28 protein-coding genes are annotated in these 25977 nt (G+C 71.7%); 11 read left to right on the plus strand and 17 right to left on the minus strand.

What is annotated here, in order from left to right; all coding sequences use genetic code 11:
* Positions 1-34: 34 nt before the first annotated feature.
* On the minus strand, positions 35-1261 hold the full coding sequence (locus ACFWGZ_RS12460; RefSeq protein ID WP_382451574.1) for a cytochrome P450: 1227 nt from the start codon (positions 1259-1261) through the stop codon (positions 35-37).
* Between the two features lie 126 nt (positions 1262-1387).
* Here ACFWGZ_RS12460 and ACFWGZ_RS12465 point away from each other — a divergent pair, with 126 nt between their 5' ends.
* Positions 1388-2515, plus strand: coding sequence for a steroid 3-ketoacyl-CoA thiolase (locus ACFWGZ_RS12465; protein WP_382451575.1), 1128 nt, complete (start codon positions 1388-1390; stop codon positions 2513-2515).
* Here ACFWGZ_RS12465 and ACFWGZ_RS12470 read toward each other — a convergent pair.
* Genes ACFWGZ_RS12470 through ACFWGZ_RS12480 form a run of 3 tightly spaced genes read right to left on the minus strand, consistent with a single transcriptional unit; the run spans position 2499 to position 5072 of the window.
* The gene (locus ACFWGZ_RS12470) at positions 2499-3449 is read right to left on the minus strand and encodes a hypothetical protein (RefSeq protein WP_382451576.1); all 951 of its coding nucleotides are present in this window, start codon (positions 3447-3449) and stop codon (positions 2499-2501) included. The two genes, ACFWGZ_RS12465 and ACFWGZ_RS12470, sit on opposite strands and share 17 nt — an antisense overlap.
* A gap of 10 nt (positions 3450-3459) precedes the next feature.
* Positions 3460-4314 (minus strand): SDR family oxidoreductase, encoded by an 855-nt coding sequence (locus ACFWGZ_RS12475; RefSeq protein ID WP_382451577.1) that lies wholly within the window; start codon positions 4312-4314, stop codon positions 3460-3462.
* A complete protein-coding gene (locus ACFWGZ_RS12480) occupies positions 4311-5072 on the minus strand; it encodes an SDR family oxidoreductase (protein ID WP_382451578.1) in 762 nt (253 codons plus the stop codon). Before ACFWGZ_RS12480 ends, ACFWGZ_RS12475 begins: the two co-directional genes overlap by 4 nt.
* Positions 5073-5135: 63 nt before the next feature.
* Between ACFWGZ_RS12480 and ACFWGZ_RS12485 the strand changes: the two genes are divergently transcribed.
* From ACFWGZ_RS12485 to ACFWGZ_RS12500, 4 genes are read left to right on the plus strand one after another with little or no spacing between them, the layout of a single operon-like run.
* The gene (locus ACFWGZ_RS12485; RefSeq protein ID WP_382451579.1) at positions 5136-5903 is read left to right on the plus strand and encodes an enoyl-CoA hydratase family protein; all 768 of its coding nucleotides are present in this window, start codon (positions 5136-5138) and stop codon (positions 5901-5903) included.
* A complete protein-coding gene (locus ACFWGZ_RS12490) occupies positions 5878-6675 on the plus strand; it encodes a CoA transferase subunit A (RefSeq protein ID WP_382451580.1) in 798 nt (265 codons plus the stop codon). The genes ACFWGZ_RS12485 and ACFWGZ_RS12490 overlap by 26 nt, the downstream gene beginning before the upstream one ends.
* Positions 6672-7385 (plus strand): CoA-transferase subunit beta, encoded by a 714-nt coding sequence (locus tag ACFWGZ_RS12495; RefSeq protein ID WP_382451581.1) that lies wholly within the window; start codon positions 6672-6674, stop codon positions 7383-7385. Before ACFWGZ_RS12490 ends, ACFWGZ_RS12495 begins: the two co-directional genes overlap by 4 nt.
* Positions 7382-8431 carry an NAD(P)H-dependent flavin oxidoreductase gene (locus ACFWGZ_RS12500; protein WP_382451582.1) on the plus strand — a complete coding sequence of 350 codons (1050 nt, stop codon included), beginning with the start codon at positions 7382-7384 and terminating at the stop codon, positions 8429-8431. The genes ACFWGZ_RS12495 and ACFWGZ_RS12500 overlap by 4 nt, the downstream gene beginning before the upstream one ends.
* Here the strand turns inward: ACFWGZ_RS12500 and ACFWGZ_RS12505 are convergent.
* Genes ACFWGZ_RS12505 through ACFWGZ_RS12520 form a run of 4 tightly spaced genes read right to left on the minus strand, consistent with a single transcriptional unit; the run spans position 8415 to position 11996 of the window.
* On the minus strand, positions 8415-9560 hold the full coding sequence (locus ACFWGZ_RS12505) for an acetyl-CoA C-acetyltransferase (protein WP_382451583.1): 1146 nt from the start codon (positions 9558-9560) through the stop codon (positions 8415-8417). The two genes, ACFWGZ_RS12500 and ACFWGZ_RS12505, sit on opposite strands and share 17 nt — an antisense overlap.
* Before the next feature lie 14 nt (positions 9561-9574).
* On the minus strand, positions 9575-10186 hold the full coding sequence (locus ACFWGZ_RS12510) for a TetR/AcrR family transcriptional regulator (protein ID WP_382451584.1): 612 nt from the start codon (positions 10184-10186) through the stop codon (positions 9575-9577).
* The gene (locus tag ACFWGZ_RS12515; RefSeq protein WP_382451585.1) at positions 10183-10926 is read right to left on the minus strand and encodes an SDR family oxidoreductase; all 744 of its coding nucleotides are present in this window, start codon (positions 10924-10926) and stop codon (positions 10183-10185) included. Before ACFWGZ_RS12515 ends, ACFWGZ_RS12510 begins: the two co-directional genes overlap by 4 nt.
* On the minus strand, positions 10923-11996 hold the full coding sequence (locus ACFWGZ_RS12520; RefSeq protein WP_382451586.1) for an acyl-CoA dehydrogenase family protein: 1074 nt from the start codon (positions 11994-11996) through the stop codon (positions 10923-10925). The genes ACFWGZ_RS12515 and ACFWGZ_RS12520 overlap by 4 nt, the downstream gene beginning before the upstream one ends.
* Positions 11997-12046: 50 nt before the next feature.
* Between ACFWGZ_RS12520 and ACFWGZ_RS12525 the strand changes: the two genes are divergently transcribed.
* From ACFWGZ_RS12525 to ACFWGZ_RS12545, 5 genes are read left to right on the plus strand one after another with little or no spacing between them, the layout of a single operon-like run.
* Positions 12047-13516, plus strand: coding sequence for a FadD3 family acyl-CoA ligase (locus ACFWGZ_RS12525; protein ID WP_382451587.1), 1470 nt, complete (start codon positions 12047-12049; stop codon positions 13514-13516).
* Positions 13513-14343 carry an enoyl-CoA hydratase gene (locus tag ACFWGZ_RS12530; protein WP_382451588.1) on the plus strand — a complete coding sequence of 277 codons (831 nt, stop codon included), beginning with the start codon at positions 13513-13515 and terminating at the stop codon, positions 14341-14343. Before ACFWGZ_RS12525 ends, ACFWGZ_RS12530 begins: the two co-directional genes overlap by 4 nt.
* A complete protein-coding gene (locus tag ACFWGZ_RS12535; RefSeq protein WP_382451589.1) occupies positions 14343-15434 on the plus strand; it encodes an acyl-CoA dehydrogenase family protein in 1092 nt (363 codons plus the stop codon). The genes ACFWGZ_RS12530 and ACFWGZ_RS12535 overlap by 1 nt, the downstream gene beginning before the upstream one ends.
* Positions 15431-16234, plus strand: a complete 804-nt coding sequence (locus tag ACFWGZ_RS12540; RefSeq protein ID WP_382451590.1) for an acyl-CoA dehydrogenase family protein — start codon at positions 15431-15433, stop codon at positions 16232-16234. Before ACFWGZ_RS12535 ends, ACFWGZ_RS12540 begins: the two co-directional genes overlap by 4 nt.
* Positions 16231-17187, plus strand: a complete 957-nt coding sequence (locus ACFWGZ_RS12545; RefSeq protein WP_382451591.1) for an acyl-CoA dehydrogenase family protein — start codon at positions 16231-16233, stop codon at positions 17185-17187. The genes ACFWGZ_RS12540 and ACFWGZ_RS12545 overlap by 4 nt, the downstream gene beginning before the upstream one ends.
* Here the strand turns inward: ACFWGZ_RS12545 and ACFWGZ_RS12550 are convergent.
* Positions 17184-17564: a helix-turn-helix domain-containing protein gene (locus ACFWGZ_RS12550; protein WP_382451592.1), complete on the minus strand. Its 381-nt coding sequence runs from the start codon at positions 17562-17564 to the stop codon at positions 17184-17186. The genes ACFWGZ_RS12545 and ACFWGZ_RS12550 overlap by 4 nt on opposite strands.
* Positions 17565-17606: 42 nt before the next feature.
* On the opposite strand from ACFWGZ_RS12550, the gene ACFWGZ_RS12555 reads away from it, so the two are divergent.
* Positions 17607-18422 (plus strand): class I SAM-dependent methyltransferase, encoded by an 816-nt coding sequence (locus ACFWGZ_RS12555; protein ID WP_382451593.1) that lies wholly within the window; start codon positions 17607-17609, stop codon positions 18420-18422.
* Here ACFWGZ_RS12555 and hsaB read toward each other — a convergent pair.
* Genes hsaB through ACFWGZ_RS12595 form a run of 8 tightly spaced genes read right to left on the minus strand, consistent with a single transcriptional unit; the run spans position 18408 to position 25932 of the window.
* On the minus strand, positions 18408-18962 hold the full coding sequence (gene hsaB, locus ACFWGZ_RS12560; protein WP_382451594.1) for a 3-hydroxy-9,10-secoandrosta-1,3,5(10)-triene-9,17-dione monooxygenase reductase subunit: 555 nt from the start codon (positions 18960-18962) through the stop codon (positions 18408-18410). The genes ACFWGZ_RS12555 and hsaB overlap by 15 nt on opposite strands.
* Positions 18959-19861, minus strand: a complete 903-nt coding sequence (gene hsaC / locus ACFWGZ_RS12565) for an iron-dependent extradiol dioxygenase HsaC (RefSeq protein ID WP_382451595.1) — start codon at positions 19859-19861, stop codon at positions 18959-18961. The genes hsaB and hsaC overlap by 4 nt, the downstream gene beginning before the upstream one ends.
* Positions 19861-20670, minus strand: a complete 810-nt coding sequence (gene hsaD, locus ACFWGZ_RS12570) for a 4,5:9,10-diseco-3-hydroxy-5,9,17-trioxoandrosta-1(10),2-diene-4-oate hydrolase (protein WP_382451596.1) — start codon at positions 20668-20670, stop codon at positions 19861-19863. The genes hsaC and hsaD overlap by 1 nt, the downstream gene beginning before the upstream one ends.
* Before the next feature lie 9 nt (positions 20671-20679).
* On the minus strand, positions 20680-21846 hold the full coding sequence (gene hsaA, locus ACFWGZ_RS12575) for a 3-hydroxy-9,10-secoandrosta-1,3,5(10)-triene-9,17-dione monooxygenase oxygenase subunit (protein WP_382451597.1): 1167 nt from the start codon (positions 21844-21846) through the stop codon (positions 20680-20682).
* The gene (dmpG, locus tag ACFWGZ_RS12580) at positions 21843-22856 is read right to left on the minus strand and encodes a 4-hydroxy-2-oxovalerate aldolase (RefSeq protein WP_382451598.1); all 1014 of its coding nucleotides are present in this window, start codon (positions 22854-22856) and stop codon (positions 21843-21845) included. The genes hsaA and dmpG overlap by 4 nt, the downstream gene beginning before the upstream one ends.
* Entirely contained in the window at positions 22819-23700 is an 882-nt protein-coding gene (locus ACFWGZ_RS12585; RefSeq protein WP_382451599.1) for an acetaldehyde dehydrogenase (acetylating), read from the minus strand. The genes dmpG and ACFWGZ_RS12585 overlap by 38 nt, the downstream gene beginning before the upstream one ends.
* A gap of 4 nt (positions 23701-23704) precedes the next feature.
* Positions 23705-24481 (minus strand): 2-keto-4-pentenoate hydratase, encoded by a 777-nt coding sequence (locus tag ACFWGZ_RS12590; protein WP_382451600.1) that lies wholly within the window; start codon positions 24479-24481, stop codon positions 23705-23707.
* On the minus strand, positions 24475-25932 hold the full coding sequence (locus tag ACFWGZ_RS12595) for an FAD-binding protein (protein WP_382451601.1): 1458 nt from the start codon (positions 25930-25932) through the stop codon (positions 24475-24477). Before ACFWGZ_RS12595 ends, ACFWGZ_RS12590 begins: the two co-directional genes overlap by 7 nt.
* Positions 25933-25977 lie beyond the last annotated feature (45 nt).

Genomic DNA, 25977 nt, shown 5'->3' on the forward strand with positions numbered 1-25977 from the left:
CGCCCTGCATCCGGGCGTGGCGCGGCTGGGTCTTTCAGGCGTACTGGACCTGGAACTCCTTGATGCCGTTCAGCCAGCCCGAGCGCAGGCGGCGCGGTTCGGCCACCTGTTTGATGTTCGGCATGGCGTCCGCGATCGCGTTGAAGATCAGGTCGATCTCCAGCCTCGCCAGGTTCGCGCCGATGCAGAAGTGGGCGCCGCTGCCGCCGAAGCCCAGGTGCGGGTTCGGGTCGCGGGTGATGTCGAAGATCTCCGGGGAGGTGAAGACCTCCTCGTCGAAGTTCGCCGACGAGTAGAACATGCCCACCCGCTGGCCCTGCTTGATCTCCACGCCGCTCAGCACGGTGTCGGCCATGGCCGTGCGCTGGAACGAGACCACCGGGGTGGCCCAGCGGACGATCTCGTCGGCCGTGGTGGCGGGGCGGTCGGACTTGAAGAGCTCCCACTGCTCCGGGTGGTCGAAGAAGGCCTTCATGCCGTGGGTGATGGCGTTGCGCGTGGTCTCGTTTCCGGCGACGGCCAGCAGGAGCACGAAGAAGCCGAACTCCTCCGACGCCAGGCCTGCGCCGTCGACGTCGGCTTGGACCAGCTTCGTCACGATGTCGTGCCGTGGGCACTTGCGGCGGTCTTCCGCCATCGTCCACGAGTAGCCGAGGAGCTCGGTGGCCGCGGCCAGCGGTTCGATCTCGAACTCGGGGTCGTCGTAGGCGATCATCTGGTTGGACCAGTCGAAGATCTTGCGGCGGTCGTCCTGGGGGATGCCGATGAGCTCGGCGATCGCCTGCAGCGGGAGTTCGCAGGCCACGTCGGAGACGAAGTCGCCGGTGCCCTTGGCCAGGGCCTCGGACACGATCTTCTCGGCGCGCACCGTCAGGGCCTCGCGCAGGGCGTTGACCGCCCTCGGGGTGAAGCCGCGGGAGACGATGCCGCGTTGCTTCGTGTGGGTCGGGGGGTCCATGTTGAGCAGCAGCAGGCGTTGCATCTCGATGTTGTCGCGCGGCATGTCGTCCTTGAAGCGGATGATCGCCGTGTTCTCGCGGCTCGAGAACAGCTCGCTGTTGCGTGAGATCTCCTTGACGTCGTGGTGCCTGGTCACCACCCAGTAGCCCTCGTCCGGGAAGCCGCCCTTGCCCAGCGGCTGGGAGTTCCACCAGATCGGCGCGGTCTTGCGCAGCTCCGCGAACTCCTCGTGCGGCAGCCGGCTCGCGTACATGTCGGGGTCGGTGAAGTCGAAGCCTTCCGGGATGCGCGGCGTGCCCACAGTGACCTCCTAGGTAGAACGCGTTCTATCCGATTCAAACACGCTTGCGGCTTGTGTTGAAGCCCCCATGCGGCCAATCTGGTGATGCACAGGAACGTGTTCTAGTTTCCGGCCTAGGAGGCTCGCGTGGGCAGTCCGGTGATCGTGGGAGCGGTGCGCACGCCCATCGGCAGGCGCAACGGCTGGTTGTCCGGCCTGCACGCCGCCGAGCTCCTCGGTGCGGCGCAACGAGGTCTGCTCGACCGCACGGGCGTTGACCCGGCCGCCGTCGAGCAGGCCATCGGCGGCACGGTCACGCAGGCGGGCGAGCAGTCCAACAACATCACGCGCACCTCCTGGCTGCACGCCGGGCTGCCGCAGACCACGGGCTGCACGACGGTGGACGCGCAGTGCGGCTCGGCCCAGCAGTCCACGCACCTGGTCGCGGGCCTGATCGCCACCGGCGCCATCTCGTGCGGCATCGCCTGCGGCGTCGAGGCCATGAGCCGGGTCCCGCTGCGCAGCAACATCGGCGAGACCGGCCTGCCGCGCCCCGACTCGTGGACGATCGACCTGCCCAACCAGTTCGTGGCGGCGGAACGGGTGGCGGCCCGCCGCGGCATCGGCCGCGAGGAGGTGGACCGCTTCGGCGTGCAGTCCCAGAACCGCGCCCGCGCGGCCTGGGCGGCGGGCCGCTTCACCGCCGAGGTCGTGCCCGTGAAGGTGGGCGAGGACCTGGTGGACACCGACCAGGGCCTGCGCGAGACCTCACTGGAGGCGCTGGCCGCGCTGAAGCCCGTCGTGCCGGACGGCGTGCACACCGCGGGCACGTCGTCGCAGATCTCCGACGGCGCCTCGGCGGTGATGGTGGTGGACGAGGACTTCGCCCGCGCCCACGGGTTGCGCCCCAGGGCCCGCATCGTCACGCAGTGCCTGGTCGGCTCGGACCCGTACTACCACCTCGACGGCCCGGTGGACGCCACGGCGCGGCTGCTCGAACGCAGCGGCATGAAGATGGCGGACATCGACCTGTTCGAGGTCAACGAGGCGTTCGCGTCGGTCGTCCTGTCGTGGGCGGCGGTGCACCGGCCGAACTGGGACCGGGTCAACGTCAACGGGGGCGCGATCGCGCTCGGCCACCCGGTGGGCAGCACCGGCACGCGGCTCATCACGACCGCGCTGCACGAACTGGAGCGCCGGGACGCGACGACGGCGCTGATCACGATGTGCGCGGGCGGGGCGCTGGGCACCGGCACGATCATCGAACGGATCTGAGGTCCTCGGCGGGGTACGGGGTTCGCCGGCTTTCGTGCTGGAAGCGCCGGTAGAAGTCCTTCATCACGGCGGCGACGTCGTTGTGGCGGTCGAGGACCGCGGCGATCCGCGGCGGAACCCCTTGCGAGCGCAGGGCGTGGGCGAACCACGCGACCAGGTGCGTCGCGGTGTAGTGGCGGTCGTAGTCCCGGTTCTCGGCGAAGAACGCGATCTCGTCCTCGGACAGGTCGAACCGGGAGGAGATCGCGAGGCCGTAGTCGGCGAAGTAGAGGTGCTCACCGTCGGTCAGGACGTTCTGGAAGTGGCCGTCGAAGTGCAGCAGGCCGCGGGAGTTCATGAACCCCACCCCCGCCTCCAGCTCCCGTTCGACCATCTCACAGGCCGGTTCGAGGTCGTCCTGGAGGGTCAACCAGTCGTGCAGGTTGTGCGGGAAGTGCTCGAGGAACAGCGCGATGCTCGCTCCCGACGCGCGGAGGTCCTCGATCCGGGGACCGATCTCCGGCCCCCAGTAGCCGACTGCGTGGTCCAGCTCGGAGGGCAGCGCCTGGGCCGGATGCGGAAGGACGCGCCAGTGGTGCAGCAGCGGGAAACCGATGTGCTCGCCTTCCAGCACCCAGTTCGTGGTCATGGTGTGCACGGCCAGCTCACGCCACCCGCCGAAGCCCACCGCCCCGACCAGCCCGACGCCGTAGTGCAGGTGCGCCGGCAGGTCGTAGAGGTTCGCGGTCGACCCGACGTTCTCCGGCCGCAGCTCCAGGTCGGTCAGCGGCACCCGCTTCACGAACACCCGCGTGCCCGAGACGTCCAGCAACGCGGTCGGTCCGCCGATCCCCGCTCCGGCCGGCACGGCCCGGTCCAGCAGGTCGCCCAGCTCCCGGTCGCCGAGCCGTGCCAACGCGGCCGAGACGGTGGCGTGGGTGTCGAGACGGGTCACATGATCGACGCTACTCGGCCCCGTAGACCGGCACCGGGTGGTCGTCCGCCACCAGCGCGCGCACGACGTCGCCCAGATCCTCGGGCGACCACCGCGCCCCCTTGTCGACCTCCGGCCCGCGCCGCCACCCGTGCACCACGCACACGCGGCCCCCGTCGACCTCGAACATCCGCCCGGTGACGTCCCCGGCCTCCTCGCTCCCCAGCCACACCACCAGCGGCGAGACGTTCTCCGGAGCCATCGCGTCGAAACCCTCCTCGGGCGCGGCCATCATCGACGCGAACGTCGTCTCGGTCATCCGGGTGCGGGCGGAGGGCGCGATCGCGTTCACCGTCACCCCGTACCGGGCCAGTTCCGCGGCCGCCACCAGCGTCAAGGACGCGATGCCCGCCTTGGCGGCCGAGTAGTTCGCCTGCCCCACGCTCCCGAACAGCCCGGCGCCGGACGACGTGTTGATGACACGGCCGGTCACCGCGCCACCTGCCTTTGCCACCCCACGCCAGTACGCCGCGGCGTGGTGCAGAGGAGCGAAGTGGCCCTTCAGGTGCACACGGACGACCTCGTCCCACTCGTCTTCGCTGCACCCCACGACCATGCGGTCGCGCACGATGCCCGCGTTGTTCACGAGCACGTCCAGCCCGCCGAAAGCCTCGACGGCGGCCTCGACCACCCGCGATGCGCCGGCCCAGGTGCCCACGTCGTCGGTGTTCACGATCGCGCGCGGCCCGATGAGCTCCGCCACCTCGCCCGCCACGGCCTCGGACAGGTCGTTCACCACCACGCGCGCACCGGTTTCGGCGAACGCCAGCGCGTGGGCGCGGCCGAGACCCCGCCCGGCTCCCGTCACGATCACGACCCGGCTCATCGGGATCCCTCCTCGGCAGCGGTCAGGAACGCGGGTGTCTCTCCCCCGCCGTGCACGACCAGCGTCGCGCCGGTCACGTAGGACGCCAGCGGTGAAGCCAGGAACACCGCGCACGCGCCGACCTCGTCCGGCGAGGCGAGGCGCCCCAACGGCACGGTGCGCGCCACGGCCTCGATACCCGCCTCCGAGCCGTAGTGCAGGTGCGACTGCTCGGTCCGCACCATGCCCACGGCCAGTGCGTTCACCCGCACCCGTGGCGCCCATTCGACGGCCAGCGACGCCGTGAGGCTGTCCAGACCTGCCTTGGCGGCGCCGTAAGCGGCGGTGCCGGGAGACGGGCGGCGGCCGGAGATGCTGCTGACGTTCACGATCGCGCCGCCCGCCGGCTGCGTCTGCATCACGGCGTTCGCCGCCTGCGCCACCAGCAGCGGTGCCAGCAGGTTCAGCTCCACGATCTTCGAGTGGAACCGCGGCGACGCCCTGTCCGCCAGTGCGAACGGGGCTCCGCCGGCGTTGTTGACCAGGACGTCCAGCCGCCCGAAGCGGTCCACGACCCCGGACACCAGCGCCGAGACCTGCTCCGCGTCCCGGACGTCGCACCGCGCGAACGACGCGCCGGGCACCTCCGCGGGCCGCCGGGCACAGGTCAGCACCTGCGCCCCGGCCGAGAGGAACGCGCGGGTGATGCCGAGACCGACACCCCGCACCCCGCCCGTCACGAGGACCACTGCTCCGTCGAGGTCCAGTTCCACCAGCACCTACCCCGGTCGCTCCGGCACTGCTAAGTTACCAAGCAATCGCTTGGTTCGGAAGGCGGCGCGATGGGAATCTCCAGCAGCCACACCGAAAACGGCATCATCGAAGTCACCATCGACTATCCCCCGGTCAACGCCCTGCCGGCGCAGGGCTGGTTCGAGCTGGCCGAGGCGATCACGGGTGCCGGGCGGGTGCCGCAGGTGCGGGTCGTCGTCCTGCGGGCCGAGAACCGCGGGTTCTGCGCGGGCGTCGACCTCAAGGAGATCCAGCGCTCGACCGGGTACGAGGCGCTCATCGCCGCGAACCGGGGCTGCGCGAGGGCCTTCGCCGCCGTCTACGACTGCGAGGTGCCGGTCGTCGTGGCGGTGAACGGGTTCTGCCTCGGCGGCGGGGTCGGGCTGGTCGGCAACGCGGACGTCGTCGTCGCCTCCGACGACGCCACGTTCGGGCTGCCCGAGGTCGACCGCGGGGCGCTCGGGGCCGCGACGCACCTGGCCCGGCTGGTGCCGCAGCACCTCATGCGGACGCTCTACTACACGGCCCGCACCGTCAGCGCCCAGACCCTGCACCACCACGGCAGCGTCGTCGAGGTGGTGCCGCGGCAGGAGCTCGACGAGGCGGCGCGCGAGATCGCCCGGGAGATCGCGAAGAAGGACCCCAGGGTGATCCGGGCGGCCAAGGAGGCGATCAACGGCATCGACCCGCAGCGCGTGCACCAGAGCTACCGCTTCGAGCAGGGCTTCACCTTCGAGCTCAACCTCACCGGTGTGTCGGACCACGCCCGGCAGGCCTTCCTGGACGGAGACCATGCGCGACAAGCGAATGACGGCTGACGAGGCCGTCGGTCACATCGAGGGCGGGATGACGGTCGGCATCGGCGGCTGGGGCTCGCGCCGCAAACCGATGGCCCTGGTCAAGGCGCTCCTGCGCAGCCGGGTCACCGACCTGACCGTGGTCACCTACGGCGGCCCGGACGCCGGGTTGCTGTGCGCGGCGGGCAAGGTCCGCAAGCTGGTCTACGGCTTCGTCTCGCTCGACTCGATCCCGTACGACCCGTGGTTCAGGCGGGCCCGCGAGACCGGTGCGATCGAGGTGCTGGAACTGGACGAGGGCATGCTCCAGACCGGGCTGCGGGCGGCGGCGCACCGGTTGCCGTTCCTGCCGATCAGGGCGGGCCTCGGGTCGGACGTGCTCACGTACGCGCCTGAGCTCAAGACGGTCCGCTCCCCCTACGACGACGGCGAGGAGCTGGTCGCCATGCCGGCGTTGCAGCTCGACGTCGCACTGGTGCACCTCAACCGCGCCGACAAGCACGGCAACGCCCAGTACCTCGGGCCCGACCCGTACTTCGACGACCTGTTCTGCCTGGCGGCCGAACGCCGGTACGTCTCGTGCGAGCAGGTCGTGGAGACCTTCGACGGGCCACCGCAGACGTTGCTGCTCAACCGCATGATGGTCGACGGGGTGGTGGAGGCACCGGGTGGCGCGGGGTTCACGAGCTGCGTGCCCGACTACGGCCGCGACGAGGCCTTCCAGCGCGAGTACGCGACCGCGGCCGCCGACCTGGACGAGTGGCCCGGCTTCTACGAGAGGCTGCTGGGATGAGCGACATCACGAGGGCCGAGGTCTGCGTCGCCGCCTGCGCCGACCTGTTCGCCGGTGCCGGGGAGACGCTCGCCAGCCCGATGGGCCTGGTCCCGTCGCTCGGCGCGCGGCTCGCGCGCCTCACCACCGAGCCGGACCTGCTGCTGAGCGACGGCGAGGCGTTCCTGCTCACACCCGAGTCCACAGTGGAGGGATGGCTGCCGTACCGGAAGGTGTTCGACGTCGTCGCGCACGGCCGGCGGCACGTCGTGATGGGCGCGAACCAGGTCGACCGGTTCGGCAACCAGAACATCTCCGCGATCGGCGACCACGCCCGGCCGACCCGGCAGCTGCTCGGGTTCCGCGGCGCGCCCGGCAACACCGTCAACCACCGCACCAGCTACTGGGTGCCGCGCCACAGCCCGCGCGTGTTCGTCGAGGCGGTCGACGTGGTCTCCGGCGTCGGGTACGACAGGGCCGGCGGGCCGTTCCACGACGTCCACCGCGTCGTCACGAACCTCGCCGTGCTCGACTTCGCCACCGACGACCACTCGATGCGCATCGTCTCCGTGCACCCCGGCGTCTCGGTCGACGAGGTGCGGAGGCAGACGTCGTTCCCGCTGACGGCGGTCGGCGTCGCCGAGACGCGGGTGCCGACCGGTGAGGAGCTGGAGCTGATCCGGACCAGGCTCGACCCGGAGGGCAGGCGGGACGGGGAGGTGCCGTCGTGAGGACCGCGCTGACCGACCTGGTGGGCGTGCGGCACCCCGTCGTGCAGACCGGCATGGGCTGGGTCGCCGGACCGCGGCTCGTGTCCGCGACCGCCGAAGCCGGTGGGCTCGGCATCCTCGCCTCGGCCACCATGACCTACCCGGAGCTCGAAGCCGCGATCAGGGAGACCCGCGCCCGGACGACGGCGCCGTTCGGGGTGAACCTCCGCGCCGACGCCCACGACGCTCCCGAGCGGATCGACCTGCTCATCCGCGAGAAGGTCGGAGTCGCGTCCTTCGCGCTGGCCCCGAAACCGGACATGATCGCGAAGCTGACCGACGCCGACATCGTCGTCATCCCGTCGATCGGAGCGGCCCGGCACGCCGAGAAGGTCGCGAAGTGGGGCGCGCACGCGGTGATCGTCCAGGGCGGCGAGGGCGGCGGCCACACCGGCGGCGTCGCGACGACGCTGCTGCTCCCGAGCGTCCTGGACACCGTCGACATCCCGGTGGTCGCGGCCGGCGGCTTCTTCGACGGACGGGGGCTCGCCGCCGCGCTCGCGTACGGCGCGGCGGGCATCGCGATGGGCACGAGGTTCCTGCTCACGCGGGAGAGCACCGTCCCGGACGCGGTGAAGCAGGCCTACCTGCAGCGGGACCTCAACGGCACCGTCGTGACCACGTGCGTCGACGGCCTGCCGCACCGGGTGCTGCGGTCCGACCTCGTCGAGCACCTCGAGAAGACGGGCCGCGTCAGCAGCCTGGTCAGGGCGGTCGCCAACGCGGCCCGGTTCCGCAGGCACACCGGCCTGTCCTGGCCCGCGATCCTCCGCGAGGGCCTCGCGCTCAAGCACGGCAAGGACCTCACCTGGTCGCAGGTGGTCATGGCCGCGAACACGCCCATGCTGCTCAGGGCGGGGCTCGTCGAGGGCAGGACCGACGCCGGCGTGCTCGCGTCCGGTCAGGTCGCCGGGATCCTCGACGACCTGCCGACGTGCGCGGAGCTGATCACCGCGATCGTCTCCGACGCCGAGAAGGCCCTCGACCGGCTCAGAGACGTTCGATGATCGTCACGTTCGCCTGACCCCCGCCCTCGCACATCGTCTGCAACCCGTACCGGCCCCCGGTCCGCTCCAGCTCGTGCAGCAGCGTCGTGAACAGCTTCGTGCCGGTCGCGCCGATCGGGTGGCCGAGCGCGAGCGCTCCCCCGTTCACGTTGACCCGGCCGAGGTCGATCCCGAGCTCCTTGGCCCAGGCCAGCGCGACGGACGCGAACGCCTCGTTGATCTCGAACAGGTCGATGTCGGCGAGCGACATCCCGGCGCGGTGCAGGGCGTGCTTCGTCGCGCGGATCGGCGCGGTGAGCATGTAGATCGGGTCCGAGCCGCGGGCCGACATGTGGTGCACCCGCGCCCTGGGCACGAGGTTCCGCTCGCGCACCGCCCGTTCCGACACCACCAGCACCGCCGACGCGCCGTCGGAGATCTGCGAGGACAGCGCGGCCGTCGTGCGCCCGCCCGGTCGCATCGGCGGCAGCTTCGCCATCTTCTCCGCCGACGTGTCCGGGCGCGGGCACTCGTCGGCCGCGACGCCGTCGACGGGCGCGATCTCGCGGTCGAAGCGGCCCTCCTTGATCGCGGTGATCGCCCGGAGGTGGCTCTGCAGCGCGAAGTCCTCCATCTCGCGCCGCGACAGGTCCCAGCGCACGGCGATCAGGTCGGCCGCGCGGAACTGGCTGACCTCCTCGTCGCCGTAGCGGTGCCGCCAGCCCGCGCAGCCCTCGAACGGGCTGCCGCCCTGCGGACCGGCCGTCATCGCGGACCCGATCGGCACCTGCGACATGTTCTGCACGCCACCGGCGACGACGACGTCCGCGGTGCCGCTCATCACCGCCTGCGCCGCGAAGTGCAGGGCCTGCTGGCTCGACCCGCACTGCCGGTCCACGGTCACGCCCGGCACCTGCTCGGGGAACCCCGCGGCGAGCCACGAGGTGCGCGCGATGTCGCCCGCCTGCGGGCCGATCGCGTCCACGCACCCGAAGATCACGTCGTCCACGTCGGTCGGGTCGACGTCGACCCGGTTGAGCAGCGCCGTGATCACGTGCGCGCCGAGATCGGCCGGGTGGACGTGGCTGAGCTCGCCGCCACGCCTGCCCGCCGGAGTTCGCACAGCCTCGATGATGTACGCCTCGGCCACGAAGGCCCTCCCTGTCAGGTCTTGGTTCTCCGGCGCCCCGTCGCGATGCCGTCGAGCAGGATGGCGAGGTACTGGTCGGCGACGGCCTCCGCCGACAGGCCGCCCTCCGGCCGGTACCAGCGCACGGCCACCCACACCGTGTCGCGGATGAACCGGTAGGTCACGTCCACGTCGAGGCCGGCGCGGAACACGCCCGCGCTCATGCCCTCCTCCAGCAGCACCGTCCACAGCTTGCGGAACTCGACGCTGCGGTCCTCGATGTAGGCGAACCGCGGCAGCGGCGTGAGGTGCTTCGACTCGTTCTGGTAGATCGCGACGGCCGCGTGCCGGGTGTCGATCGCCTCGAACGACGCGACGACCAGCGCCTTGAGCGCCTGCTTCGGCCCGAGGCCCGCCTCCACGATCTCCCGGTAGCGGGTGAACAGCTCGTCCAGGAACGTCCGCAGGATCTCGTCCACCATCGACTCCTTCGAGTCGAAGTGGTGGTAGAGGCTGCCGGACAGGATGCCCGCCGCGTCCGCGATGTCGCGCACCGTCGTCTGCCCGTACCCGCGTTCGGCGAACATCCGCGCCGCCAACGCGAGCAGTTCCTGCCTTCTGCTGCTCACCGGTCGTACCTTCCTCATGGGTGCTGACTGCTCACCGAGACGACCTCGCCCGTCAGGTAGGACGAGTAGTCGCTGGCGAGGAACACGATCACATTCGCGACCTCCCAGGGCTCGGCGGCGCGCCCGAAAGCCTCCCGGGACGCCAGTTCCGTCAGCAACTCCTCACTGGTGACCTTGGCCAAGAACGGGTGCGCCGCCAAGCTCGGCGCGACCGCGTTCACCCGGATGCCGTGCTCGGCGACGTCCATGGCGGCGCACCTCGTGAGCGCCATGACGCCCGCTTTCGCTGCGGCGTAATGGGCTTGACCCCGCTGGGCCCGCCAGCCGATCACACTCGAGTTGTTGACGACGACACCGCTTCGCCGGGCGACCATGTGGCGCAACGCCGCTCGCGTGCAGCGGAACGTGCCGTTCAGCGTCACGTCCAGCACGCGCGCCCACTCGTCGTCGGTCATCTCGGTGATCGGCTTCTCGCCGCCGAGACCCGCGTTGTTGACCATGACGTCGATCCGGCCGTGCCGTTCGACCGTCTCGTCCACGAGCCGCTGGACCTGCTGCTCGTTCGTGACGTCGCACGCGATCGCGTGGTCGGTGCCGAGCGCCTCGTGGGTCTCCTCCAACCGGCGCTCGTGCCAGTCGCTGATGACGACCGTGGCGCCCTCCTCCAGGCAGCGCCGGGCGGTCGCGGAGCCGATGCCGGTGCCCGCCGCGGCCGTGACGACGACGACCTTGTCCCTGAGCAGGTCGTGACCGGTCATCGCGGCAGCCCCAGGATCCGGTGGGCGATGATCTCGCGCTGCACCTCGTCCGAGCCGCCGTAGATCGTCTCCGCGCGGCTGAACAGGAACATCCGCTGCCACTCGGTGTCGTCGAGCATCGACTCCGGGCCGAGCGAGTCCATCGCGAGCTCTCCCAGCCGGCGGTGCCAGCCCGCCCAGAACAGCTTGAGCACGGACGCCTCCGGGCCGGGTTCGTCGTTCAGGGTGCGCAGCGTGTGCGAGCGCATGACGTGCAGCTCGAGCCACGCCCTGGTGAGCCGTTCGTCGCCGGGCGCGGCTTTCCTGATCGCGTCGAGCTGGCGGCGGAAGCTCACCTGGTGGCCGAGCATCGCGGTGCCGCGCTCGAAGCCGAGGGTGGCCATGGCGATCTTCCAGCCCTCACCCGGCTGCCCGACCACGTTCTCCTCCGCGGTGACCGCGCCGTCGAAGAAGACCTCGTTGAACTCGGACGTGCCGGTGAGCTGGCGGATCGGCCGGACCTCGACACCCGGCTGGTCCATCGGCACGAGCAGGTACGACAGGCCGTGGTGGCGCCGCGACCCCGGTTCCGTGCGGCACAGCACGAAGATCCAGTCGGAGTAGTGCGCGTTGGACGTCCAGATCTTCTGGCCGTCGACCACCCACCGGCCGTCCTCGAGCCGCGCCTTCGTCTGGACGGACGCGAGGTCCGAGCCCGCGCCCGGTTCGGAGTAGCCCTGGCACCACAGCTCGTCGAGACTGCGGATCTTCGGCAGGAAGCGCTCTTTCTGGGCGGGCGTGCCGAACGCGAGGAGCGTCGGCCCGAGCAGGCCCTCCCCCACGATGTCGACCTTCGCCGGGGCCCGCGCCTCGGCGTACTCCTCGTGGAAGACCACCTGCTCCTCGACGCTGCGCTCACCGGGCCAGCCGAGGCACGTCCACCCGTGCGCCGCCAGGTGCCGGTGCCAGCGCAGCCGCCCCTCGAACGCCTCGTGCTCGCGGCCGGGCCCACCCAGGCCGCGCAGCTCAGCGAACTCACCGACGAGGTTGGCGGACAACCATTCCCGCACCTCGCGCCGGAAGGACTCCATGCGCCATACTCTAACCTACCAAGCACTTGCTTTGGGGGGGCGTTGTGGCCGTGGATCCAAGCAGGCAAACGGTTTCAGCCGTGCTCGACGGTGCCGCTGCTTCGTACATCGACGCGGAGGCGTTGGTGGACGGGGACGTCCGGCTCACCTACCCGCAGCTCCGCGCGGCCGTGCGCGACGCGGCCCTCGCACTCGCCGGGATGGGTGTGCGGCAAGGTGATCGGGTCGCCCTGTGCGCGCCCAACTCCGCGCGCTGGGTGGTCGCGGCGCTCGGCGTCCTGGACGCGGGCGGGGTGCTGGTGCCGATCAACACCCGGTTCACCGCCACCGAGTCGCTCGACGTCATCCGGCGCAGCGCCGCCCGCGTGCTGATCGTCGAGAGCTCGTTCCTCGGGCGCGACCGGCTGGCCGAGCTGGAGGCGCTGACCCCGGACCTGCCCCCCGCCGTCCGGTTGCCCGCCGAGTGGGTGCCCGCGGACGTGGAACTCCCCGTCGTCACACCGGATCAGCTCTGCGACGTGATGTTCACGTCCGGGACGACCGGGCGCAGCAAGGGCGCGATGAGCGCGCACCGGCAGTCGCTCGGGGTGGCGCGGGCGTGGGCCGCGTGCGCCGAACTGACCCCGGCGGACCGCTACCTGGTCGTCAACCCGTTCTTCCACACCTTCGGCTACAAGGCGGGCATCCTCGCGTGCCTGCTGTCCGGCGCGACGATCGTGCCGCAGCCGGTGTTCGACGTCGCCGAGACCATGCGCCTGGTCGAACGGGAGCGGATCACCGTGCTGCCCGGCCCGCCCACGATCTACCAGGCGCTGCTCGACCACCCCGGCCGCGCGTCGGCCGACCTGTCGAGCCTGCGGATCGCGGTGACCGGTGCCGCCGTGGTGCCCGTGGCGTTGATCGAACGCATGCAGGCGGAGCTCGTCCCCACCGTCCTCACCGCCTACGGGCTGACGGAGGCCGTGGTCGCCACGATGTGCCGGCCGTCGGACTCGCCGTCGACGATCGCGCGCACGTGCGGGGTGCCGATGGCGGACTTCGAGCTGCGCCTGGGCGAGCGCGACGAGGTGCTGCTGCGCGGCCCGAACGTCATGCTCGGCTACCTCGACGACCCCGAGGCCACCGCGGCAGCCGTCGACGCCGACGGCTGGCTGCACACCGGTGACGTCGGCGAGGTCGACGAGCACGGGTACCTGTCGATCACCGACCGGCTCAAGGACATGTACATCTGCGGCGGGTTCAACGTCTACCCGGCCGAGGTCGAGCAGGCGCTCGCGCGGATGCCGGGGATCACCGAGTCCGCCGTCGTCGGGACGGCCGACGCACGGCTCGGCGAGGTGGGCGTCGCCCACGTCGTGACGTCGCCCGGTGCCTCGGTGACCGCCGGCGAGGTGATCGCGTTCTGCCGGGAGCGCCTCGCGAACTACAAGGTGCCGCGCGCGGTCGAGTTCCACCCCGCGCTCCCCCGCAACGCCATGGGCAAGGTCCTCAAAACCCGACTGCGCAAGGAGAACGCGTGACTGTCTCGTACGAGCGGCGGGACGCGGTCGCCGTCGTGACCATGAACCGGCCCGAGTACCGCAACGCGCAGAACTCGGCCATGACCTACGCGCTGGACGAAGCGTTCACCCGCGCGGTCGACGACGACGAGGTCAAGGTGATCGTGCTGGCCGGCGCGGGCGACCACTTCTCCGCCGGGCACGACATCGGCTCGCCCGGCCGCGACGTGGACACGTCGTTCGAGCGCAAGGCCGTGATGTGGTGGGACCACGTGGGCCGCGAGGGCGGCGACCTGCGGTTCGCCCGCGAGATGGAGGTCTACCTCGGCATGTGCCGGCGGTGGCGGGAGATCCCGAAACCGACGATCGCGATGGTGCAGGGCGCGTGCGTCGCCGGTGGCCTGATGCTCGCCTGGGTGTGCGACCTGGTCGTCGCCGCCGAAGACGCGTTCTTCGCCGATCCCGTGGTGCGCATGGGGATTCCGGGCGTCGAGTACTTCGCCCACCCGTGGGTGCTCGGCCCGCGCGCGGCGAAGGAGGTGCTCTTCACCGGCGACCGGTTCTCGGCCCAGCGCGCCTACGAGTGGGGCATGGTGTCACGGGTCGTGCCGCGCTCGTCGCTGGAGCAGACGACGTTCGAGCTGGCGAACCGGATCTCCTCGATGCCGCGGTTCGGGCTGGCGCTCGCGAAGAAGGCCGTCAACCAGTCCGAGGACCTCATGGGGATGCGGGCCGGGATGGACTCCGTCTTCGGGCTGCACCACTTCGCGCACGCGCACAACGCCGAGGTGAGCACCGACGCGCTGGCCGGGATGGACGCCCGCGCGATGAAGAAGGCCTCCGGCTGATGGACCTCTCGCTGGACGCGGAGACCCTGGCGTTCCAGGCCGAGGTGCGGTCCTGGCTGGCCGCGCACGTGCGGCCGCTGGCCTCCCTGGACACCGCCGCCGGCTTCGAGGAGCACCGCGGGTGGGAACGCCTGCTGGCCGCGGAACGGCTCTCGGTGGTGTCGTGGCCCGCTGCCTTCGGCGGCCGGGACGCGTCGCTGTTGCAGTGGCTGGTGTTCGAGGAGGAGTACCACGCCGCCGGGGCGCCCGCCCGCGTCTCCCAGAACGGCATCTTCCTGCTCGCGCCGACGTTGTTCGCGCACGGCACTCCCGAGCAGTGCGACCGCGTCCTGCCGCCGGTGGCGCGTGGTGACGTGGTGTGGGCGCAGGCGTGGTCGGAGCCGGAAGCGGGGTCGGACCTCGCGTCGTTGCGCAGCACCGCCACCCGGTGCGAGGGCGGCTGGCTGCTGCGGGGCCAGAAGACGTGGAGCTCGCGGGCGGCGTTCGCGGACCGGGCGTTCGGGCTGTTCCGCTCCGGTCCCGGCGAACGGCACCGCGGCCTGACGTACGTGATGTTCGGCCTGCGGGCGCCGGGCGTGACCGTGCGGCCGATCGACCAGCTCGACGGCGAGCCGGGGTTCGCCGAGATCTTCCTCGACGACGTGTTCGTGCCGGACGAGGACGTGATCGGCGAGGCCGGTGACGGCTGGCGGGTCGCGATGAGCACCGCCGGCAACGAACGCGGCCTCACCCTGCGCAGCCCCGGCCGGTTCACCGCCGCCGCGGCGCGACTGGTGGAGCTGTACCGCGAGAACCCGGACCCGGCGCTGCGGGACCGGGTCGTCGACGCGTGGATCGGCGCCCAGGCCTACCGGCTGCACACGTTCGGGGCACTGGCCGCGCCGCTGTCGGGCCCCGCCGCCAGCGTGACCAAGGTGTTCTGGTCCGAGCTCGACGTGGCGATCCACGAGACCGCACTGGACCTGCTGGGCGAGGCCGCGCCGGGGTGGCGCGACGGGTGGCTGTTCTCGCTGTCCGGCCCCATCTACGCGGGCACCAACGAGATCCAGCGCAACGTGATCGCCGAACGACTCCTGGGGCTGCCGCGATGATGTTCACGCCGTCCGCCGAGCAGACGGACTTCGCCGGGGTGCTGCACGAGTACCTGGGAGCCGGGAAGCGCGACCTCGCCGCGCTCGGGGTGGACGAGGTGACCGACCCGGTCGACCTCGCCGTGGTGTTCGAGGAGCTGGGGCACCACGCCGTGCGGGGTCCGCTGGTCGAGTCGCTGGCCGTGCTGCCGGCTCTCGGTCTCGGCCCCGGGTCCATCGCGTTCCCGCCGGAAGTGCCCCACGCGGTCGAGGCGGAGCGCTACTTCCTGGTCGAGGGAGACACGGTGCGCGAGGCTTCCCCGGTCTCGGTCGTGTCCTCCGTGGACCCCGGCCGGCGTCTGGTCGAACTCGCCGCGGGCCCGGTGGTCGCCACCGGCGCACCGGCCGGGCGCGCGTTCGACCTCGGTGTCCTCACCTGCTCGGCGCACCTGCTCGGCCTGGGCCGCGCGATGCTGGAGATGACCACCGCGCACGCCGCGGCGCGCACCCAGTTCGGCAAGCCGATCGGCTGGTTCCAGGCGGTGAAGCACCACCTGGCGACCGTGCTGATCGGCCTGGAGATGGCCCGCCCGCTGGTGTTCGGCGCGGCCGTGACGATGACGGCGCGGGACGTCTCGGCCGCGAAGGTCGCCACCTCCGACGCCGCCTGGGCCGCCGCCCGCACCGCGCTGCAGGTCCACGGCGCCATCGGCTACACCGCCGAGCACGACCTGGGCCGGTTCCTGCTGCAGACCAGAGCCCTGCGCACCGCGTGGGGAAGCCCGTCGATGCACCGCGCACGCGTGTGGGAGGCGTTGTGACCCCGGAACGACTCGCGCTCAGGGACGCCGTCCGCAGCCTGCTGGACCGGCACTCGGACGTCCGCGCCGCCATCGAGACCCCGCACGGCCACGACAAGGGCGTGTGGGCCCGCCTGTGCGAGATCGGCGTCCTGCCGATTCCGGAGCGGTACGGCGGTTCCGGCGCCACGCACGACGACACCAGGGTGGCTTTGGAAGAACTGGGCCGCACCCTCACCCCGTCCCCGCTGCTGGGCTCGGCGATCGCGGTGGAGGCCCTGCTGGCGTCCGGCGACGACGAGGCCTGCGCGAGGCTGCTGCCGCGGATCGCCGGGGGTGCGGTGGCCGCACTCGTGTGGCCCTGGGCCGACGAGGAGATCGGGGGCACGGCCCGCTACGTCGTGGACGGCGACCTCGCCGACGTCCTCCTCGTCACCGACGGCACCGACCTGCACGAGGTCGACCTCGCGTCCGTGACCCGCGAACACACCCCCACGATGGACGCGACCCGCCGCCTGGCCACCGTCGACCTGACCGCCGCCGCGACGACCCGCCTGGGCCCGTGGTCACCGCACGTCCGTTCCGTCGCCATCGCCGCCCTCGCGGCGGAACAGGTGGGCGCCGCCGCCAGGGCGCTCGAACTGACCGTCGAGTACACGAAGACCAGGGTCCAGTTCGGCAAGCCCATCGGGTCGTTCCAGGCGCTGAAGCACCGCATGGCCGACCTCCACGTGCTGGTGGAGACCGCCCGCTCCGCCGCCGGCGCGGTGACCGACGAGGTGTCCGCGGCGGTGGCGAAGGTGTACTGCTCGGAGGCGTTCTTCACGGTGGCGGCGGAGATGGTCCAGCTGCACGGCGGAATCGCGATCACGTGGGAGCACGACGCCCACCTCTACTTCAAGCGGGCGCACGGGAGCCGCCAGTTGTTCGGCAGCCCGCAGGTCCACCTGGAGCGCCTGAGCCGGCTCGTCTAGACGCCGAGCACGCGGCGGAACGTCGGGCACTCCAGGTGGGACGGTGCCGGGCACGCCGCCGCGTGCCGCAGGTCGTCGCGCACGACGACGAGCCTGCTGATCGTCGCGTCCAGCTCGTCCGCCTTCGCCGCGAGCATCGCCCGGTCGGGGCTCGGCCTGCCGTCCGGGTCGAACATCAGCGCGATCTCGTCCAGCGAGAACCCGGCGGTGCGGCAGCGGGCGATCAACGCGAGCTGGTGCAGCACGTCCGGCGTGAACACGCGGGTCAGGCCCTGTCTGCGGACCGGGGCGATCAGGCCGCGTTCCTCGTAGTAGCGCACCGTGGAGGCGGGCACGCCCGAGCGGCGCACCACCTCGCCGATTCCGATCTCGTCCACGACACTTGACCTCAAGCCGACTTGAAGCAGGACGGTAGGAGCATGACAGCGGAGACGAACAGCGAGCAGGCGGCCTTCTGGAACACCGCGGGCCACGGGTGGGCGCACGTCCAGGACGTCGTGGCGCGGGTGCTGCGGCCGTACCAGGACCTGCTCGTGGAGGCGGCGACGCGCCGGCCGCGTGAGAGGGTCCTCGACGTGGGGTGCGGCACCGGCGGCACGACCAGGGCGATCGCGGAGGCCACGGGCGCGCGGTGTGTTGGCATCGACATCTCCGAGTCGATGCTGGCCGCCGCGCGCGAGCACGGCCAGGCCGAGTTCCTGCGCGCCGACGCGCAGGTCCACTCCTTCGACCGGACCTTCGACCTGGTCGTGTCCCGGTTCGGGGTGATGTTCTTCGACGACCCGGTCGCCGCGTTCGCCAACCTGCGGCGCGCCACCGCGGCCGGTGGCGAGCTGTGCTTCATCACCTGGCGGACGGCCGGGGAGAACCCGTTCATGACGACCGCGTCCCGGGTCGCCGCCTCGCTGCTGCCCGACGCGCCCGCACCGGACCCGGACGGCCCGGGGCCGTTCTCGTTCGCCGTCCCGCAGCGGACGCGCGAGATCCTCGAGGGCGGCGGCTGGACCGGCGTCGAGATCGAGGCGCAGGACCGGACCTGCACGATGCCGGAGGAGCTGCTGACGCCGTACCTGAGCAACATGGGGCCGGTCGCCCGCGCCCTGCGCGCGGCGCCGGAGGCCGAGCGCGGGCCGTTGCTGGAGTCGGTCCTCGGCGAGTTCCGCGAGTTCGTGCGCGACGGCGAGGTGCACATCCCGGGCGGTGTCTGGAGGGTCACGGCGTCAGCTCCACTCTGACTGCCGCTGCCAGGTCATGAGGTTGTCGAGCACCTCACCGGACCAGCCGCGCGGGTCCAGCTCGGCGTGCACGGCGTAGCGGCCGCGGTAGAACAGCAGCGGCTGCGCGTCGCGCACGGGTCCGAGCTCCACGACCGAGCCGATCACCAGGTGGTGGTCGCCCGCGTCGTGCACGGCCGAGACCTGGCAGTCGACCCACGTGAGGGAGCCGTCGAGCACCGGGGCACCGGTGGCCGACGGCGTCCAGGGCACGCCCGCGAACTTGTCGGCGCCCGCCTTGCCGAACACCGTCGACACCTCGCGCTGGTCCTCGGCCAGCACGTTCACGCAGAACGCACCGGCGCCCGCCATCGCGGCCCAGCTGCGCGACGTCCGTTGCGGGCAGAACAGCACCAGCGGCGGGTCGAGCGACAGCGCCGCGAAGGCCTGGCAGGCGAACCCGACCGGGCCGTCCGGCGACATGCCGGTCACCACGGTCACCCCGGTGCAGAAGTGGCCGAGGACCGACCGGTAGCGGGCCGCTGCTTCCGGCCGCGTCACTTCTGGTGGCCAACGCTGAAGTCGTGTCCCCACAGGCTCACCGCCGTGCTCTCCCGGGCGATCCAGTCCTCGTCGTCCACCTGCCGGCCCTCGCAGCCGAACTCCACGTCGAACCCGCCGGGCGTCTTCATGTAGAACGACAGCATCAGGTCGTTCACGTGCCGGCCCAGAGTCGCCGACATCGGCACCTTGCGCCGGATCGCCCTGTCCAGGGTCAGTCCGACGTCGTCGGTGTTCTCGACCTCGACCATCAGGTGCACGATCCCGCTCGGCGTCGGCATCGGCAGGAACGCGAGGCTGTGGTGGCGCGGGTTGCAGCCGAAGAACCGCAGCCACGCCGGGGGGCCGTCGGCCGGCCTGCCGAGCAGCTGCGGCGGCAGGCGCATCGAGTCGCGCAGCCGGAAGCCGAGCACGTCGCGGTAGAAGTGCAGCGCGGCCTCGTCGTCCGAAGTGGACAGCACGACGTGCCCGAGGCCCTGTTCCTGCGTCACGAACCGGTGCCCGTACGGCGAGACCACCCGCCGGTGCTCCAGCGCGGCGCCGTGGAAGACCTCCAGCGCGTTGCCGGACGGGTCCTCGAACCGGATCAGCCCGGTCACCCGGCGCTCGGCGAGCTCCTGCGCCGTGCCCTCGACGTAGGCGACGCCGGCCGAGGCCAGCCGTTTCGCGACCTCCTCCAGCTCGGCCTCGGTCGCGGCCTCCCAGCCGGAGGCCTGCAACCGGTCCCGCTCGCCCGGCACGATCACGAGCCGCGCCGGGAAGTCGTCCATCCGCAGGTACAGCGCGCCGGGGGTGGACTCCTTGCCCTCCACCATGCCGAGGACCTTCAGCCCGAACTCGCGCCACCGGCCGAGGTCGGTGGCCTCGATCCGCAGGTACCCCAGTGATCGGATGCCCATCACGCCTCCGTCAGGAAATCGAGGGCGAGCCTGTTGAACTCGTCGAACTTCTCGAGCTGCGCCCAGTGCCCGCACCCGCCGAACACGTGCAGCTGCACGCGCGGGATCAGCTTCGTCGCGAGCAACGCGCCGTCGAGCGGGTTCACGCGGTCCTCGCGGCCCCACACCAGCAGCACCCGCTGCCGCAGCCTGTAGGCCTCGCGCCAGAGCATGCCCTGCTCGAAGTCGGGGCCGGAGAACGACCTGCCGAGCGCGGCCATCGCCCGCAGCGACTCCGGCTGCCGCGCCGCCTCGAACCGTTCGTCGATCAACTCCTCGGTGATCAGCGACTGGTCGAACACCATGATCCGCAGGAACTCCTCGATCTTCTCCCGCGTGGGTGTCCTCGCGAACGCGCTGAGCTTGCGCACACCCTCGGTCGGGTCGGGCGCGAACACGTTCACCGACAGCCCGCCCGGTCCCATCAGCACGAGCCGGCCGGCGCGTTTCCCGTTGTCCAGCGCGAACCGGACCGCCGTGCCGCCCCCGAGCGAGTTGCCGAGGACGTGGGCCCGTTCGACCCCCAGCTCGTCGAGCAGGTCCTTCAAAGCCCGTGAGGCGAAGGAGAAGTACTGGTCGTGCTCGGCTGGCTTGTCGGACTGGCCGTAGCCGGGCAGGTCGACGGCGAGGACGCGGAACGACTTGGCGAACACCGGGACGTTCGCACGGAAGTTGCTCATCGCCGACGCGCCGGGCCCGCCGCCGTGCAGCATGACCAGCGTCTCGGCGTTGCCCGCGCCCGCTTCGTGGTAGTGCAGTCGCACGCTCATCAACGCTCCTCAGAAGAGCCCGTCGCGGACCTGGATGCCGAGCTCGTTCTTGCCGTACAGCACGAGAACGCGCTCCGGGTCGTTGCCCGCGTGCACCCGTGCGGCGTGCGCGTCGCGCCAGAACCGGGGCAGCGGCAGGCCCGCGTTGATCGCCTTGCCGCCCGCGCTCTCGAAGAGCAGGTCGATCGCGCCGAGCGCCCGCCCGCTGCCCAGCACCTGGTCGCGCCGGGCCCGCAGGCGCAGGTCGACCGGGATCTTCGTGCCGGCCACGGCGTGCGCCCACTCCTCGGTGATGTCCTTCTCCAGCGTCCACCAGGCGACGTCGATGTCGGCCGCCGCGTTCGCGATCCTGACCTGCGCGAACGGGTCCTCCACCGACTTCTCGCCCAGGTAGGCGGCGCGCACGCGCTCGCGGGTGGCGTCGACGTGCAGGGCGTACGCGCCGGTCGCCATGCCGATGATCGGCGCGGTGACGGCGTACGGGTGGATCGTGCCGTACGGCATGCGGAACAACGGGCCCGGGTTGACCTCCTGGCCGGGGCAGACGCACCGCGCGGTGTGCGCCATGCTCAGCGCCCGGTGCTCGGGCACGAACACGTCGTCCACGACGATGTCGTTGCTGCCCGTGCCGCGCAGCCCGACCGTGTCCCACACGTCGTTGATCGTGTAGTCGGAGATGGGCAGCAGGAACGTGCGGAAGTCGACCGGCTTGCCCTCGTCGTTCATCACGAGGCCGCCGAGCAGCACCCACGTGGCGTGGTCGCAGCCGGAGGAGAAGCTCCACTTGCCGCTGAACCGGAACCCGCCCTCGACCGCCGTCGCACGACCCGTCGGCGCGTAGGAGGAGGAGATCCGGGTGTCCTGGTCCTCGCCGAAGACCTCCCGCTGCGCGCGGTCGTCGAACAGGCCGACGTGCCACGGGTGCACGCCCAGCACGGACGCGACCCAGCCCGTCGACCCGCACGCGCTGCCGATCAGCCGGACCGCGGCGTAGAAGTCGAGCGGGTGCGACTCGAACCCGCCGTACCGGGCGGGTTGCAGCATCCGGAAGAAACCGGTCTCCTGCAACGCCTTCACCGTCTCCGGCGGCACCCTGCGCAGCTCCTCCGCCTCCGGCGCGCGGTCGGCGAGCGCGGGCAGCAGTTCCCGCACCTTGCCGAGGATCTCCTCGCTCATCGGACCTTCTCCCTGCTCAGCTCCAGTGCGATGTCGATCAGCTGGTCCTCCTGGCCGCCGACGAGCTTGCGCTCGCCCGCGCGGACGAGGATCTGCGCGCCGGACACGCCGTAGCGCTCGGCCTGGGTGTAGGCGTGTTTGAGGAAGCTCGAGTAGACGCCCGCGTAACCCATCATCAGCGCCATCCGGTCGAGCAGGCACTCCTCGGGCATGACGGGCCGCACGACGTCCTCGGCCGCGTCCACGATCTTGAAGAAGTCGACGCCGGTGGAGAACCCGAGCTTGTCGCAGACGCCCACGAACGCTTCCAGCGGCGTGTTCCCCGCTCCCGCACCGAACCCGCGCACGCTGCCGTCGATCTGCTTCGCGCCGGCCCGGGCGGCGGCCACGGAGTTCGCGACGCTCAGCCCGAGGTTCTCGTGCCCGTGGAAGCCGACCTGGGCGTCGTCGCCGAGCTCGGCCACCAGCGCGGCGACCCGGTCCGACACCTGTTCCAGGACGAGGGCTCCGGCCGAGTCGACGACGTAGACGCACTGGCAGCCGGCGTCGGCCATGATCCGCGCCTGCTTCGCCAGCGCCTCCGGTGGCTGCGAATGCGCCATCATCAGGAAACCGACGGTTTCCAGGCCGCGGTCCCGTGCCAGCTGGAAGTGCTGCACGGACACGTCGGCCTCGGTGCAGTGCGTGGCGATCCGGACGATCGAGGCGCCGTTGTCCTGCGACACCAGGATGTCGTCCTTCACCCCGACGCCGGGCAGCATCAGCACGGCGATCCTGGCCTGCCGGGCGGTCGCCACCGCGACCTTGATCAGTTCCTGCTCGGGTGTGCGGCTGAAGCCGTAGTTGAACGACGACCCGCCCAGCCCGTCGCCGTGCGTGACCTCGATGACCGGCACCCCGGCGCCGTCGAGCGCCGCGACGATCGAGCGCACGTCCTCGGCCGTGAACTGGTGCCGCTTGTGGTGCGAGCCGTCACGCAGTGACGTGTCGGTCAGCCGCAGCTGCTGCACGGGCGATCTCCTCCCCCACCTTGGTCGCGGCGGCCGTCATGATGTCGAGGTTCCCGGCGTACTCCGGCAGGAAGTCGCCCGCTCCCGCGACCTCCACGAAGATCGCGACCCGGCCGGTGTCGTACTGGGGCTCGCGCAGCAGCCGGAAACCGGGCACGTAGGCCTGGACCTCCGCCTCCATCCGCGCGATCGAGTCGGTGACCGGGTCCGGGTCGATGTGCTCGGGCACGGCGCAGAAGATGGTGTCGCGCATGATCATCGGCGGGTCGGCCGGGTTGAGCACGATGATCGCCTTGCCGCGTTCCGCGCCGCCGATCGCCTCGATGCCGTGGCTGGTCGTGCGGGTGAACTCGTCGATGTTCGCGCGCGTGCCCGGTCCGGCCGACACCGACGCCACGCTCGCGACGATCTCCGCGTACGACACGGGGACGACCCGCGACACCGCGTGCACCATCGGGATCGTGGCCTGGCCGCCGCACGTGATCAGGTTGATGTTGGGCGCGTCCGCGTGCTCGCCGAGGTTGACGGGCGGCACGACGTACGGCCCGACCGCCGCCGGTGTCAGGTCGACCGCCCGGATGCCCGCCTCGGCGTAGCGCGGGGCGTTGGCCCGGTGCACCGCCGCGGACGTCGCCTCGAACACGATGTCGGGCAGTTCGTCCTGGCGCAGCAACCACTCCGCGCCGTCGACCGAGACGTCGAGCCCCGCCGACGCCGCCCGCCGCAGGCCCTCGCTGGCCGGGTCGATGCCCACCATCCAGCGCGGTTCCAGCAGGGACGAGCGCTGGAGCTTGTGGAGCAGATCGGTGCCGATGTTGCCGGAGCCGACGATGGCCGCCTTCACGCAGTCACCCCTGTTCGAACTTCAGGTCTACGACACCGAGTCCGGCGAACTCGGCGTGGAACTCGTCCCCGGGCCTCGCGTCGATGGCGCGCGTGCACGACCCGGGCAGCACGATGTCGCCCGCGAGCAGCCGGACGCCGAAGCCCGCGACCTTCTCCGCGAGCCACGCGACGGCGATCGCCGGGTCACCCAGCACGGCGTCGCCCCGGCCCTCGGCGACCACCTCACCGTTGCGGCGCAACGTGGCCTCCACCGCGCCGATGTCCAGTTCGGACGGACGCACGCGCTCGTGGCCCAGCACGAACCCGGCCGACGAGGCGTTGTCCGCGATGGTGTCCTGCAGGCCGATCCGCCAGTTCTCGATCCGGCTGTCGATCAGCTCGATGGCCGGGGCGACGAAGTCGGTCGCGGCGAGGACGTCCTCGACCGTGCAGCCCTCGCCGGGCAGGTCGTGGGCCAGCACGAACGCGATCTCCACCTCGACCCGCGGGAACAGGTACGCCGAGGCGTCCGCGGTGCCGTGCAGCTGCATGTCGTCGAGCAGGTGGCCGTAGTCGGGTTCGTCGACGCCCATCATCTTCTGCATCGCGAGCGACGACAGGCCGACCTTGTGGCCGATCACGTCGCGGTTGCGGTGCCGGACGTTGAGCAGCTGGATCTCGTACGCGTCGACGACGTCGATCCCGGGGTACAGCTCGACGAGCGGCTTGATCGGCACGCGGTCGCGTTCCGCCGTCCTCAGCAGCTCGGCGGCCGCCTCCCGGTTCTGCGTGGTCAGCACCTCGCCTCCTTCACAACGTGATGTCCTGCCCTGCGGCCGGAGAAGACGCAGTCGGCGAGCGCGAGGCCGCTGACGTAGGACTCCGAGCACACCCCCACCGCGGACCGCCCCGCCGCGTACAGCCCGGGAACGCCGCGCACCCGGCCGGTGTCCTCGTCCACGACGAGTCCTCCGAGCGTGAGCATCGGGCAGGGGTAGCCGAAGCCGGCGCGCACGGACACGTCGATCAACGAGTACGGCGGCACGCCCACCGGTTCGGGCACGCCGATCCCGGCCTTGGCGGCGACCTCCTCGACGGTGGGCGCGGTGACCAGGCCGCGGTGCAGCAGGTGGCGGACCTGCCACCGCTGGAACGGCGCCGTCTGCGACTTCACCTGCGCCCGCGCCACGCGCAGGACGTCGTCGTCGACGAGCAGCCACGCCCTGCCGCCGCGCCGGACGATCTCGTCGCCGATGGCCGCGCCGTACCGGGTCGCGTCGCCGAACGACCTGCCGTCGGCGTCGACCAGGACCCCGCGCTGCAACGCGCTGGGCGGCGTGACGAACCGCCACACCGAGACCTTGTCCATCCGCGCGGTCGTCCCCCCGGCGGCGACGCCGAGCTGGATCCCGGCGCCGTCGTCGCCGGGCGTGCCGAGGGCGAGGCCACCGCGGTGCATCGGCGCGTTCTCGTGCACCAGCGGCCGGTTGGCGATGAAGCCGCCGGCGCAGATGATCACGCCCTTCCGCGCCGTCACCGTCAGCGGGCGGCTGAACCGTTCCACCCGGGCCGCCAGCCCGAACAGCCTCCTGCCGAGCGGCGGGTGGTAGAGCCACGGCTTGGCGCCGGCCCTGGACAGCAGTCCGTGCACGGCCTTCGGCAGCCCGGTGAGCGTGCCGCACCGGACGCCCGTCACCCGGCCGTCCGTCGTGATCAGCCCGGTCGCCCGCGTCTGCGACAGGACTCGCACACCCGCCCTCCGGGTGGCTTCGGCCAGCCGGGCGAAGAAGAGCTTGCCGGACGTGCCCTTCGCCCTGGTCCGGTGCCCGCGCGGGGCCGGGTCGGGCCACGCGTCCTCGCTGCCGGACTGGTAGAGGTAGAAGTCGTCGGTCGGGTAGGAGGTCTTGAACGGCGCCAGGCGGCTGTCGAACGGCACGCCCTGGTCCTCGAGCCAGGCCAGCATCGCCGCGCTGTCCTCGCAGAACCGGCGCAGCGTCGCCGCGGACACCGCGTCGCGCACCTCGGTCCGCAGGTAGGCCTCCATCGCGTCGACCGAGTCGGCGACACCGGCCTCGACCTGCTGCCGCGTCCCGCCGCCCGCGTACACGACACCGCCGGACAGCGCGGTCGCGCCTCCTCCGGCGAACCGGTCCAGCACGACCACGGACGCACCGGCCGCCGCGGCCTCGATGGCGGCGCACGCGCCGGCCGCACCGAAGCCGACGACGACCACGTCCGCGGTGACCTCCACGCAACCCTCCAGAAACAGGTTCTCGGCGTCCTGACTTGCCTGGAA

It is taken from the genome of Lentzea sp. NPDC060358, assembly GCF_042725365.1.
Classification (GTDB): Bacteria; Actinomycetota; Actinomycetes; order Mycobacteriales; family Pseudonocardiaceae; genus Lentzea.

What these genes read in the sequence shown, in the direction of transcription:
- ACFWGZ_RS12475 (WP_382451577.1), bottom strand. Translation starts at nt 4,314, where the DNA reads ATGAGCCGGGTCGTGATCGTGACGGGAGCCGGGCGGGGTCTCGGCCGC.
- ACFWGZ_RS12485 (WP_382451579.1), top strand. Translation starts at nt 5,136, where the DNA reads ATGGGAATCTCCAGCAGCCACACCGAAAACGGCATCATCGAAGTCACC.
- ACFWGZ_RS12490 (WP_382451580.1), top strand. Translation starts at nt 5,878, where the DNA reads ATGCGCGACAAGCGAATGACGGCTGACGAGGCCGTCGGTCACATCGAG.
- ACFWGZ_RS12495 (WP_382451581.1), top strand. Translation starts at nt 6,672, where the DNA reads ATGAGCGACATCACGAGGGCCGAGGTCTGCGTCGCCGCCTGCGCCGAC.
- ACFWGZ_RS12510 (WP_382451584.1), bottom strand. Translation starts at nt 10,186, where the DNA reads ATGAGGAAGGTACGACCGGTGAGCAGCAGAAGGCAGGAACTGCTCGCG.
- ACFWGZ_RS12515 (WP_382451585.1), bottom strand. Translation starts at nt 10,926, where the DNA reads ATGACCGGTCACGACCTGCTCAGGGACAAGGTCGTCGTCGTCACGGCC.
- ACFWGZ_RS12520 (WP_382451586.1), bottom strand. Translation starts at nt 11,996, where the DNA reads ATGGAGTCCTTCCGGCGCGAGGTGCGGGAATGGTTGTCCGCCAACCTC.
- ACFWGZ_RS12535 (WP_382451589.1), top strand. Translation starts at nt 14,343, where the DNA reads ATGGACCTCTCGCTGGACGCGGAGACCCTGGCGTTCCAGGCCGAGGTG.
- ACFWGZ_RS12540 (WP_382451590.1), top strand. Translation starts at nt 15,431, where the DNA reads ATGATGTTCACGCCGTCCGCCGAGCAGACGGACTTCGCCGGGGTGCTG.
- ACFWGZ_RS12555 (WP_382451593.1), top strand. Translation starts at nt 17,607, where the DNA reads ATGACAGCGGAGACGAACAGCGAGCAGGCGGCCTTCTGGAACACCGCG.
- hsaC (WP_382451595.1), bottom strand. Translation starts at nt 19,861, where the DNA reads ATGGGCATCCGATCACTGGGGTACCTGCGGATCGAGGCCACCGACCTC.
- hsaD (WP_382451596.1), bottom strand. Translation starts at nt 20,670, where the DNA reads ATGAGCGTGCGACTGCACTACCACGAAGCGGGCGCGGGCAACGCCGAG.
- hsaA (WP_382451597.1), bottom strand. Translation starts at nt 21,846, where the DNA reads ATGAGCGAGGAGATCCTCGGCAAGGTGCGGGAACTGCTGCCCGCGCTC.